We start from the raw sequence: 12,341 nt of genomic DNA on the forward strand, positions 1-12,341 counted from the left end.
TTGGAGAGCAGGCGGATTTGAGAATCGCACAGCCCGGGCGTGAGGAGTATGAATGCATAGCAGGAAATAGCTCCTGAAAAAGATCATCTGTATAATAATGGATAAGATATATTTTCCGAAATGGTTCCAAAAAAAACATTCCGTAAGAATCCTACGTGTGGGACTCCTACGGAATGTTTTATAAAATAAAGTTATATTTTTAGTTCAGAACGTATGATGTTCCATCTCTTCCGTCTTTTAATTCGATTCCTTCTGCAAGCAGTTTGTCTCTGATCTGATCTGAAAGGTCAAAATTCTTGGATTTTCTTGCCTGATTTCTCAGTTCAATTAAAACTTTTAAAGTTTGATCAAGTTTTTCATTGTTATTTTCTTCCACGGTCTGTAATCCCAGAACGTCAAAGATAAAGGCATTCAATGTTGACTTTAAATCTTCTAGATCTGCAGTTGAAATTGTTTCTTTACCATCGTTCAAGGCAAAGATGTATTTCACAGCTTCAAACAGGTGAGCAATCAGGATTGGTGAATTGAAATCATCAGTCAAAGCTTCATATGCTTTATCTTTCCATTCTTTCAGGCTGAAACCGGATTGTTTGGTATCATCAGGGGTGATTGAGTTCAATACTTTCACCGCTTCCATTAGCCTGATAAATCCTTTTTCGCTGGCTATCATTGCATCGTTTGAAATATCCAGAACACTTCTGTAGTGTGCCTGCAGGAAGCAGAAACGTACAATTGAAGGGTGGAAAGGTTTTTCAAAGAAGTCATTATCTCCTGTAACCAGCTGCATCGGAAGGATATAGTTCCCAGTGGATTTGCTCATACGCTGAGAATTCATCGTCAACATATTGGCATGCATCCAGTAGTTTACCGGAGCTGTACCATTACAAGCTTTTCCTTGTGCAATTTCACATTCGTGGTGAGGGAATTTAAGGTCCATCCCTCCTCCATGGATATCAAATGTTTCACCTAAATATTTCGTACTCATTGCAGTACATTCAAGGTGCCATCCCGGGAAGCCTTCTCCCCAAGGGGAATTCCATCTCATAATGTGAGCTGGAGATGCTTTTTTCCACAAAGCAAAATCCTGTGGATTTTTCTTTTCTCCCTGGCCATCAAGGTCTCTGGTATTGGCAAAAAGTTCTTCTATATTACGTTTTGAAAGTTCACCATAGTTCAATCCTCTTTTGTTGTATTCTAATACATCGAAGTATACTGAACCGTTGCTTTCGTAGGCAAATCCTTTTTCAATAAGTTTTTGAGTCAATTCGATCTGCTCCACAATATGTCCTGTAGCAGTAGGTTCGATATTGGGTGGCAAAAGATTGAACATATCCAATACTTTATGGAAATCTACTGTATATTTCTGTACAATTTCCATAGGCTCCAGTTTTTCAAGTCTGGTTTGCTTTACGAATCTGTCATTATCTACATTCCCATCATCAGTAAGGTGTCCAGCATCCGTGATATTTCTTACATATCTTACTTTATACCCCAAATGCGTCAAGGTACGGTAGATAAAATCGAAGGAAAGGAAAGTTCTTACATTTCCTAAATGCACATTGCTGTATACTGTAGGTCCGCAGACATACATTCCGACATTTCCTTCTAAAATAGGTTTGAATATTTCTTTTTCCGCTGTAAGGGAGTTATATATTTTTAATTGCATTTATTTTTAAGTTAAAAGATTTAATGATTTTAAAGATTCAAAAATTAGTTAAAAATTACTTTTGTCACAACAAATAATTGTTGTGATAAAAATCTTATGTGAAACTTTTTTAAATTTTATCATAATTAAATCGCTTTTAAATGATGCTGCAGATGGTCTACATAATCATTAATAATAAACTCCAATGTAAAAACCTGAGGTTCTATTTTGGTTGTATCACAAGTTCTCTGTAATGCGTCATCGGGAATATTTTCAACTACATGAACAATCTGGTAGTTCAAAGACTTCCACAGATCAATAAGATCCAAAGTAGGAACATTCTGATAATTCTGAGCTTTTACCCAGATATTCTGATCATATACGATATTTTCGTTCTCTTTATATTGGGTTACGACAAATCTACGGATATTTGTTAAAGCACTGTCACAAAGATGGCCTATAATTTCTTTTTTAGACCATTTTTCTTGAGAGCTTTTGTATGACCATTCTTCTTCAGGGATATTTTGAAATCTCTGAAGTTCGGCATCAATAATATTTTTAAGAATTTGGTAGTTCATTGATTAATAATCTAGTTTTGCATGGCTTCCTACGTAATGCAAGAATTCCTGTCTTGTAATAGGATTTGTTCTGAAAATACCACTTAGCTCAGCAGTAATAGTAGAACTTGCTGTATCTTTTATCCCTCTGCAGTTGACACAAAGGTGTTTTGCATCAATAATACAAGCAACATCTTTTGTTCCCAAAGCTTCTTTCAAAGCATCTACAATCTGCATGGTAAGTCTTTCCTGAACCTGTGGTCTTTTCGCATAATAATCAACAATTCTATTGATTTTTGAAAGGCCTATTACTTCTCCATTGGAAATATAAGCAACATGGGCTCTTCCTATGATAGGTAAGAAGTGATGTTCACAGAAAGAATATACAGTGATATCTTTTTCCACCAGCATCTGGCGGTATTTGTATTTATTGGAAAAAGTGGAAATTCCCGGTTTGTTTTCGGGAAGAAGTCCTCCGAAAATCTCGTTCACATACATTTTGGCAACACGTCTGGGAGAATCTTTCAGAGAATCATCTGTCATATCCATACCCAATGTTTCCATAATCTCGCCAAAAAGCTCAGTAATTTTTTCTATTTTTTCCTGTGGCGATTTATCAAAAGCATCTTTCCTTATAGGCGTATGTTCTTTTCCAGTGAAAATATCATCGTCGTTATCAGTAAAATCAACCATTTTTATTTAATTTGCAGCAAAAATACGGATAATATCTATTTCTCTATTTCAAATAAGGTGAAAAACATTATCTTTTATAGCCATTTCTGATTAAAAAGCCTATGATTATTGTCGAGGAAGTACAAAACCGACTCCATAAAAGGGAATTTCTGGAATTCCCGGCACAACTTTATCAACGTGACAAAAATTATATCCGCCCTTTAGATAAGTATATTGAGGAAATTTTTGAGCCTGAAAAGAATAAATTCTTTCAAAACGGCGAGTGTAAGAGATTTTTGTTTAAAAAGAATCACAAAACGGTTGGTAAAGTAGCTGTTTTCATTAACCATTGTTATGAGCAAAAGCAACCTACGGGAGGAATTGGTTTTTTTGACTGTATCAATGATCAGAATACCGCCAATTTTATTTTTGACCATTGTAAAAACTGGCTTCAGAAAAAAGGAATGGAAGCTATGGATGGTCCGATCAATTTTGGGGAGCGGGATAAATTCTGGGGGCTTTTGATTGATGGTTTTGCTGAGCCTTTGTTTGGAATGAATTACAACTTCCCTTACTACAAAGATCTTTTTGAAAATTATGGATTTCAGATCTATTTTGAGCAGCTTTGTTTTACCAGACCTGTTTTTGCTGAAGTTTCGCGAATCTTCACGATTGCCCATGAAAAAAACAGAAGAAATCCTGCCATTTCAGCTCAGCCTATGAAAAAGAATAATCTGGCGAAATTTGCAAAAGATTTTACTGAAGTTTATAATAAAGCATGGGCATCTCATGGAGAAGGAAAACATTTGGAAGAAGCAAAGGTTCTGAAAATGTTCAATGCGATGAAACCCATTATCAATGAGCATATCTCCTGGTTTGTATATGAAAATGAGAAACCGATTGCGATGTGGATCAATATTCCTGACCTTAACCAGTGGGCTAAATATTTGAATGGAAAGTTCGGAATTTTTGAAAAACTCAAGTTCTTATTTTTAAAACGATTTAAGAAAAATGAGAAAATGTTGGGGCTTGTTTTTGGTGTAGTTCCGGAATGGCAAAAGAAAGGTATTGACGGATATATGATTTGGGAAGGAACTCAACATTTGAGAAAACATACAGATTTTAAGATTACAGAACTACAGTGGATTGGTGATTTTAATCCTAAAATGATTAAGATTGCTGAAACTCTGGATACCACAGTAACGCGAAAGCTGGCTACTTACCGGTATCTGTTTGACAGGAATAAGGAGTTTGAGAGGCATTCTATTTTATAAATTATTTTTGTAGGCAGATACAATAATATTTGTACTTTTGGTAACTTAATTAAAAACATATTAATAACTAATGAAAAAGATTACATTAATTGCATTATTGGGAATGTCCTCCTTACTATTTAGCCAAGCAAATACAATAGGATTAAATTCAGCAGGAGGAACACATGAGGTTTTCTTTAAAATTAAATCAGAAGGAGCAGGAAGAGCTTTAAATTATGATGAAATTATTGGCTCACCATACTTAAATAAAAATTTTAGTATTGCCAAAGTTGCTGATGATTATGAAAAAGCACCTGTTAGATATAATACGTTGAGAGATGAAATAGAGTTTCAAAAAAACGGAACTACATTAGCACTTCCTAAAGAAGAAAAATTCTCCAGAATAGAAATATTCTCTCCCAAAACAATTTTAGTTAGCTTAGATACACAAGACGATTTAAATGGATATTTTTTTGAACTAGTAAATGATAAAACTGGATTATATAAAAAAATTCAAACAAAATTTATTGATGCGGTTCCTGCAGCAAACTCTTATGCTACTGATAGACCTGCATCTTTTAAAACATTAGATCCTGTTTATTATATCAAAACAGAATCAGGATATATTAAAAAACCAAAGAAAATAAAAGATATAGCAAATGCTTTCCCAGCGAAAAAAGATGATATTGAAAAATTTGCAAAATCTAATAACATTAAAGTAAATAAAGAAGAAGACCTCATCAAACTGGTTAAGTTCTTAAATCAGTAAAAAATAAACCCCTGTGAAAACTCACAGGGGTTCCTTCATTTTGGTACTTTTATTAGAATAGCTCACCGGCTACTTTTTTGATATTATCACTCTTCCCCATTGAGTAAAAGTGCAGAACAGGAACTCCAAAATCCAGCAATTCTTTGCATTGGGCAATCGCCCATTCTACTCCGATCTGCTTCACTGCTTCATTGTTTTTTGCATTTTCAACTTCATTGATCAGCTCTTCAGGAAGATCTATTTTGAATACCTGCGGCAGGATTTTCAAATGTTTTTTTGTGGCAATGGGTTTTATTCCCGGAATAATCGGAACTGTAATTCCAATTTCCCTTGCTTTCTGAACGAATTCTATATACTTTTTATTGTCAAAGAACATTTGGGTAACAATATAATCTGCTCCGGCATCTACTTTTTGTTTCAGCCACTTCAGATCATAATTCATGGAAGGTGCCTCCATATGTTTTTCCGGATATCCGGCAACACCGATGCAGAATTTATTCAATTCATCACATGCCTGTTCTTCGTTATGAAGGTATTTTCCTCTTCCCAGGTTATTGATCTGATCCACAAGATCCATGGCACTTGGATGTCCTCCCTGAGTAGGCTCAAAATACTGATGTCCTTTCATAGCATCTCCTCTTAGGGCCATTACATTATCTATCCCGAGGTACATACAGTCTACCAGAAGATATTCTGTCTCTTCTTTTGTAAAACCTCCGCAAAGAAGATGAGGAACCGTATCTACATTATATTTATGTTGAATAGCAGCACAAATTCCTAAGGTTCCCGGACGCATTCTCGTAATACGGCGTTCCATAAGTCCATTGCCTTTATCCAGATAGATATATTCTTCTCTGGATGTTGTAACATCAATGAAAGGCGGTTTGAATTCCATCAATGGATCTATATTCGTATAGAGATCTTCAATCCCGATTCCTTTCTGTGGCGGAACAACTTCTAAGGAGAATAAAGTTTTTCCATTTGCATTTTTAATGTGTTCTGTTATCTTCATGTCAATGTTAATCTGCTAAATTTGGTGACAACCATTTTCTCGCTTCCTGGATACTGCAACCTCTTCTTGATGCATAATCTTTAAGCTGGTCCTCTGTAATTTTTCCTAATCCGAAGTATTTGGCATGCGGGCTTCCGAAATAATACCCGGAAACGGATGCTGTCGGGAACATCGCCAGGCTTTCTGTAAGGAAAACACCTGTATTTTCTTCTACTTTTAAAAGATCCCAGATTGTTTTCTTTTCCAGATGGTCTGGGCAAGCCGGATATCCCGGTGCCGGACGGATTCCTTTGTATTTCTCGGCAATCAATTCTTCATTGCTTAAGCTTTCCTGATTGGCATATCCCCAGTATTCAGTTCTTACTTTTTTATGTAAAAATTCGGCATAAGCTTCTGCAAAACGGTCGGCCAGAGCTTTTACCATAATGGAATTGTAATCATCGTTGGCTTTTTCGTATTCACTGGACAATTCATCGGTTCCGAATCCGGTAGTTACACAGAATGCCCCCACATAATCGGTTTTTCCTGAGCTTTGAGGAGCGATGAAATCACTGAGCGCCAGATAATCTTTTCCTTTTGATCTTTGAGCCTGCTGTCTTAAGGTTAAAAACTTCGCCTGCTCATTGTTATTTTCATCAAAAATCAAGATATCATCAGATTCATTGGAATTGGCTTTAAAGATCCCGAAAATGGCTTTTGCTGTTAAAAGCTTTTCATCCAGAATTCTCTTTAGAATCACCTGAGCATCTTTGAATAATTCTTTCGCCTGAGCTCCTACCACCTCATCTTCCAGGATATTCGGGTATTTTCCGTGAAGATCCCAGCTTCTGAAAAACGGTGACCAGTCGATGAAAGGAAGAAGTTCCCTCAAATCCTGATTTTCTATAACTTTTATTCCTATCGTATTCGGAGTGAAAATCTCTTCATTCTCCCAATCAATTTTAAAATGATTCTCTCTTGCTTCCTGGATGGATACATAATCTTTATCCACCTGTCTGTTCAGGAACTTTTCTCTGAAGTCGGAATAGTCATTCTTTAAATCCGAAACATATTCTTTATTTCTGTCACCCAATAATGAACTTACTACGTTTACAGCTCTTGATGCATCATTCACGTGAACGACTGCATTTTTATATTTTAAATCAATTTTCACTGCGGTATGCGCCTTTGAAGTTGTAGCACCACCGATTAATAAAGGAAAATCTAAATTTTGTCTTTCTAATTCTGAGGCGATATACACCATTTCATCCAAACTTGGTGTAATCAATCCGCTTAATCCTATAACGTCTACTTTTTCTGCAATAGCCGTCTGAATAATTTTTTCAGCCGGAACCATTACTCCAAGGTCGACGATTTCATAGTTGTTACAACCCAAAACGACACTCACAATATTTTTACCAATATCATGAACGTCCCCTTTTACTGTTGCCATTAAGATCTTTCCGTTGGCAGGTTTTGCTCCATCTTTTTCAGCTTCAATGAAAGGTTGCAGATAAGCCACAGCTTTTTTCATTACCCTTGCAGACTTTACGACCTGAGGTAAGAACATTTTCCCGCTTCCGAATAAATCTCCTACTACTCCCATTCCGGTCATCAGATTAATTTCGATTACATGAAGTGGTCTTGCAGCTGACTGTCTTGCTTCTTCTACATCTTCTTCAATAAAACGGTCGATCCCTTTTACCAATGCATAGGTAATTCTTTCCTGTAATGGATTGTTTCTCCATTCTAAGTCTTCGGTTTTTTCTTTTTTGACTGATTTGTGTTTTTCTGAATAGTCAAGAAGTCTTTCTGTAGCATCTTCTCTTTTATCCAGGATTACATCTTCTACAAGCTCCAGTAATTCTTTATTGATTTCATCATAAACTTCCAGCATCGCCGGGTTTACAATACCAATGTTCATTCCTGCCTGGATGGCGTGATAAAGAAAAACAGAGTGCATTGCTTCTCTCACAGTATCATTTCCACGGAAAGAGAAGGAAACATTACTCACTCCCCCACTCACGGATGCATAAGGAAGATTTTGTCTTACCCAACGTGTAGCTTCAATAAAGTCGATGGCATTTCTTCTGTGCTCATCCATTCCCGTTGCCACAGGAAAGATATTTAAGTCAAAAATGATGTCTTCTGCCGGAAAACCAAGTTGATTGACAAGAATATCATAAGAACGTTTTGAAATTTCAATTCTTCGTTCAAAACTGTCAGCCTGCCCTACCTCATCAAATGCCATTACAATAACTGCTGCTCCATATCTTTTAATAGCTTTGGCATGTTTGATAAATTCTTCCTCGCCTTCTTTCAAACTGATAGAATTTACCACACATTTTCCCTGAGCTACCTGAAGACCTGCTTCAAGGATTTCCCACTTGGAAGAATCTACCATGATCGGGATTCTTGCGATATCCGGTTCGGAGGCAATTAAGTTCAGGAATTTGATCATGGATGCTTTTCCATCAATCAATCCATCATCAAAGTTGACATCCAGAATCTGGGCACCTCCTTCTACCTGATGGCGGGCAATATCTAATGCTTCGGAGAATTTCTCCTCTTTGATCAGTCTTAAAAACTTTTTGGAACCGGCAACGTTAGTCCTTTCACCAACATTGATGAAATTGCTCTCCGGTGTTATGATAAGAGGCTCGAGGCCTGATAATCTTAAATATTTCATTTTATTCTTCTAAAATATAGTAGGCATTATTGGCATTCTGTCTCAATAAATCCCTATGCTTGCTTAAAGCAGTCAACAATGGAAATCTTTTATATGCAAGATCATATTCTCTGGCAAATTCTTCAATCTCCTCTGTGATCTCGTTGTAATACATATAACTGTAGTTCGGAAACAGATGATGTGCTACATGGAAATTAAAATTCCCCAACATATTCCTTACCAGCCAGTTATTTTCTTTTAAATCATTGGTCACTTCAAACTGATGACGAAGCCAGCTAAATGGCAGACCATTTTCTTTATTTAATTTTGGAAAGGCATTATCAGGAAGCGGATGCAAAGGCAGTAAAACAAACAATGCAAAAATACTTGCTGAAATTACCTGTAAAAACCACGCTCCTAAAGCCAACCCTATTGATACTTTAAAGAACATCACAGGAACCACAATCTGATAAAAGAAATAGAACAGCTTATAGCTTATCATTTTTACTTTTTCCATAACCGGTATTCTCCCCTGAGTCTTTAAAATCACTCTTTCTTTGTCAAAGAAGTCTCTGAAGTCTCTTATAAACATCCAATTGAACAAATAGAATGGATATACTAAAAAGAAAAACTTATCCTGATACCTCTGTACTCCTTTTGCTTTGATCCACGGTACGATTAACAGCAATCCGCTCTGCTCGATATCCGTGTCCCATCCATCTACATTGGGATATGCATGATGGCTTGCGATATGTCTTTTTTTCCAGATATAGGAGTTGGCTCCTATAAAATCAAAAATGTGAAGAACCAGCCCGTTCAGTCTTTTACTTTTATATATGTTGTTATGGGCTGCCTCATGAATTAGGTTTAAATAAATCAAAACCAGAGAAATTCCCATTAAAACAAAACTCAGAATATACATCCAATGTTTTTCAGCATTCAAAACAGCAAGAAAATATAACCCTATATAGACCAGTGGCAGAATAACCGCTTTGATCTGAATGTAGATATCCCTGTTCTCAGAAATGGTTTCTACTCTTTGGTTTACTTTCTTTCTCAGCTCATTAAATAATCTGATATCCTCCGAATCTTTTAAGTAAATTGGCTTTTTCATTATATTTAACTTTGTGGTTTACATAAAGTTACTATTTATAATTAGCCTTCATTCTTGATTTTAATTAAAAAAATCTATCAAATCACACAAATTCCTTCAATTTCCTTGGCTGATATTGTTCTACCAAATCTGCAATCGCTTTTATATGCTCAGGCGTGGTTCCGCAGCAACCACCGATAATATTGATCAGTCCTTTTTCTACATATTCTTTAATTTGTCTTGCCATATCTTCAGGAGTTTCGTCATATTTTCCAAAAGCATTCGGTAAACCTGCATTCGGGTATGCTGAAATATAGAATTCTGAATTATGGGCCAGAGTTTCAAGATAAGGCGTCAGCTGATCTGCTCCCAATGCACAGTTGAAACCTACACTTAATAAATTCAGGTGGGAAACGGAGATCAGAAAAGCTTCTGCTGTTTGACCGCTCAGTGTTCTTCCTGAAGCATCGGTAATGGTTCCTGACACCATGATCGGAATTTTTATTCCTCTTTCATCCTGTAGTTCATCAATGGCAAACAAAGCTGCTTTTGCATTCAGGGTATCAAAGATGGTTTCTACCAAAAGAATATCTGAGCCTCCGTCCAGCAAAGCTTCACACTGCTGCCTGTAAGCTACTCTCAATTCTTCAAAAGTGATGGCTCTGTATCCGGGATCATTAACGTCTGGACTTAAACTTGCCGTTCTGTTTGTTGGCCCGATAGATCCTGCTACGAATCTCGGTTTGTCCGGATTTTTCGCGGTATATTCGTCACAGGCTTTTCTTGCAATTTTTGCGGACTCATAGTTCAGTTCGTATACCAGCTCTTCCATGTGATAATCTGCCATCGCTATGGTAGTTCCCGAGAATGTATTGGTTTCAATGATATCAGCCCCTGCTTCCAGGTATTTCTTGTGAACTTCTTCAATCGCCTGAGGCTGTGTGAGAGAAAGAAGGTCATTATTTCCTTTTACCGGATGCTCCCAATCCTTGAAACGCTCTCCACGATAGTCATCTTCTTCAAACTTGTATCTCTGAAGCATTGTTCCCATAGCTCCGTCAAGAACCAGAATTCTCTTCTGAAGTTGAACATTGAGTGCTGAAAGCTGAGCGTCTTGTATATTATTTTTCATTTTCTATCAATTTGTAACAGTTTATAAATCCGCTGACCAGTTTTTTGCATAAGAGGATTTTTTTATTGATTATTTTAAAATCTTCTTTAGAAATATATTGTTGGTCTGAAGCCAAATGGAATTGAGTTTCCAGTTTATAAAGAGATTTCCCGGCAATCTGCAGAAACGGTAAAGTATCTTCGGGATTCTGCCTTCTACTTCCTTCCGTTATATTGAACGAAACTGAAGTTACCATTTTTCTTATCTGACCTGTTAAAGCCAATAATTCTTCTTTAGGAAAGTTGGCAGTCAGGATATAAGTTAGATTAACCAACTTTCTTCCCTCCATCCAAATTACTAATTCTGTGTATTCTCTATTCATTTGGTTTTTTATAAACTGTCAACGATTAACTAATCTAAAGCCTGTTTCAGATCTGCTATGATATCTTCTACATTTTCCAAACCTACCGAACAGCGAACCAATCCTGCCGTAATACCTACTTCATTTCTTTCCTCATCGGATAATTTAGAATGGGTTGTAGATGCCGGGTGGGTAACGATCGTTCTTGTATCACCTAAATTAGCAGACAGTGAGCACATTTGTATCTTATCTAAAAAGTTTCTTCCGCCTTCTATTCCTCCCTTTATTTCAAATGCTACGATATTTCCTCCAAGCTTCATTTGCTTTTTAGCGACTTCATAACTTGGATGGGATTTCAGAAATGGATATTTTACTAATTCTACGTTCGGATGACTTTCTAAAAACTCAGCTACTTTCAATGCATTCTCACAGTGCTTTTCTACACGGATCGCCAATGTTTCTAAACTTTTTGATAATACCCAGGCATTAAAAGGAGATAATGCAGGTCCTGTATTTCTTGCGAAAAGATAAATTTCTCTGATCAGGTCTTCTTTTCCTACTGCTATTCCTCCTAACACTCTTCCCTGTCCGTCAATCAATTTCGTCGCTGAATGTACAACAATATCTGCACCATATTTGATCGGCTGCTGAAGATAAGGTGTTGCAAAGCAGTTATCTACAATAAAAATAAGGTTGTGCTTTTTCGCAATCTGTCCGAAGAACTCAAGATCCAGAATTTCAATAGCCGGATTGGTAGGAGTTTCAAGATATAAGATCTTTGTATTGGGCTTGATATATTGTTCAACATTCTCAGCATCTCCTGCTTTGAAATAAGAGGTTTCAATATTCCATTTCGGGAAATACTTAGTAAATAAAGTATGCGTAGATCCGAAAACTGACTGGCAGCTCACGATATGATCTCCGGCATTCAATAAAGCAGCAAATGTAGAATAGATGGCAGCCATTCCTGTAGCAAACGCATATCCTGCTTCTGCACCTTCCATCTTAGCAATCTTATCTGTAAATTCTGTTACGTTTGGATTAGAGAAACGGCTGTATAAATTCTTTGGTTTTTCTTCTGCAAAGCTTGCTCTCATATCTTCCGCATCCTGAAATATAAAACTGGAAGTAAGGTATAATGGTGTAGAATGCTCGTCAAACTGACTTCTTTCAGTCTGGGTTCTTATTGCTGATGTTTCAAAATTTTCCATATAGTTTTAA

The 12,341-nt window shown here is 36.6% G+C and carries 11 protein-coding genes; 2 read left to right on the plus strand and 9 right to left on the minus strand.

Annotation, left to right across the window (positions count from 1 at the left end):
• Window positions 1-199: 199 nt before the first annotated feature.
• From cysS to folE, 3 genes are all read right to left on the minus strand, one after another.
• Complete coding sequence (gene cysS / locus ACTJIP_RS14420; protein WP_077413654.1) at window positions 200-1,666, minus strand: cysteine--tRNA ligase; 1,467 nt, start codon at window positions 1,664-1,666, stop codon at window positions 200-202.
• A gap of 125 nt (window positions 1,667-1,791) precedes the next feature.
• Window positions 1,792-2,223: a DinB family protein gene (locus tag ACTJIP_RS14425; RefSeq protein WP_440704777.1), complete on the minus strand. Its 432-nt coding sequence runs from the start codon at window positions 2,221-2,223 to the stop codon at window positions 1,792-1,794.
• A gap of 3 nt (window positions 2,224-2,226) precedes the next feature.
• Entirely contained in the window at window positions 2,227-2,895 is a 669-nt protein-coding gene (folE, locus tag ACTJIP_RS14430; protein WP_047376638.1) for a GTP cyclohydrolase I FolE, read from the minus strand.
• 101 nt (window positions 2,896-2,996) lie between these two features.
• Between folE and ACTJIP_RS14435 the strand changes: the two genes are divergently transcribed.
• Both ACTJIP_RS14435 and ACTJIP_RS14440 read left to right on the plus strand, forming a co-directional pair.
• On the plus strand, window positions 2,997-4,148 hold the full coding sequence (locus tag ACTJIP_RS14435) for a hypothetical protein (protein WP_077413652.1): 1,152 nt from the start codon (window positions 2,997-2,999) through the stop codon (window positions 4,146-4,148).
• Window positions 4,149-4,218: 70 nt separating this feature from the next.
• Window positions 4,219-4,896: a hypothetical protein gene (locus ACTJIP_RS14440; RefSeq protein ID WP_077413651.1), complete on the plus strand. Its 678-nt coding sequence runs from the start codon at window positions 4,219-4,221 to the stop codon at window positions 4,894-4,896.
• A gap of 52 nt (window positions 4,897-4,948) precedes the next feature.
• Here ACTJIP_RS14440 and metF read toward each other — a convergent pair whose 3' ends face one another.
• From metF to ACTJIP_RS14470, 6 genes are all read right to left on the minus strand, one after another.
• Window positions 4,949-5,908: a methylenetetrahydrofolate reductase [NAD(P)H] gene (gene metF / locus ACTJIP_RS14445; RefSeq protein ID WP_077413650.1), complete on the minus strand. Its 960-nt coding sequence runs from the start codon at window positions 5,906-5,908 to the stop codon at window positions 4,949-4,951.
• A gap of 7 nt (window positions 5,909-5,915) precedes the next feature.
• On the minus strand, window positions 5,916-8,576 hold the full coding sequence (gene metH / locus ACTJIP_RS14450; protein ID WP_440704778.1) for a methionine synthase: 2,661 nt from the start codon (window positions 8,574-8,576) through the stop codon (window positions 5,916-5,918).
• Window position 8,577: 1 nt separating this feature from the next.
• The gene (locus tag ACTJIP_RS14455; RefSeq protein ID WP_077413648.1) at window positions 8,578-9,669 is read right to left on the minus strand and encodes a fatty acid desaturase family protein; all 1,092 of its coding nucleotides are present in this window, start codon (window positions 9,667-9,669) and stop codon (window positions 8,578-8,580) included.
• Window positions 9,670-9,751: 82 nt separating this feature from the next.
• Window positions 9,752-10,780: a homocysteine S-methyltransferase family protein gene (locus ACTJIP_RS14460; protein WP_175627183.1), complete on the minus strand. Its 1,029-nt coding sequence runs from the start codon at window positions 10,778-10,780 to the stop codon at window positions 9,752-9,754.
• Window positions 10,770-11,141 (minus strand): four helix bundle protein, encoded by a 372-nt coding sequence (locus ACTJIP_RS14465; protein WP_077413647.1) that lies wholly within the window; start codon window positions 11,139-11,141, stop codon window positions 10,770-10,772. The genes ACTJIP_RS14460 and ACTJIP_RS14465 overlap by 11 nt, the downstream gene beginning before the upstream one ends.
• 29 nt (window positions 11,142-11,170) lie before the next feature.
• Window positions 11,171-12,331, minus strand: coding sequence for an O-succinylhomoserine sulfhydrylase (locus tag ACTJIP_RS14470; RefSeq protein WP_077413646.1), 1,161 nt, complete (start codon window positions 12,329-12,331; stop codon window positions 11,171-11,173).
• Window positions 12,332-12,341: the final 10 nt, after the last annotated feature.

It is taken from the genome of Chryseobacterium sp. 22543 (assembly GCF_052044565.1).
GTDB lineage: Bacteria > Bacteroidota > Bacteroidia > Flavobacteriales > Weeksellaceae > Chryseobacterium.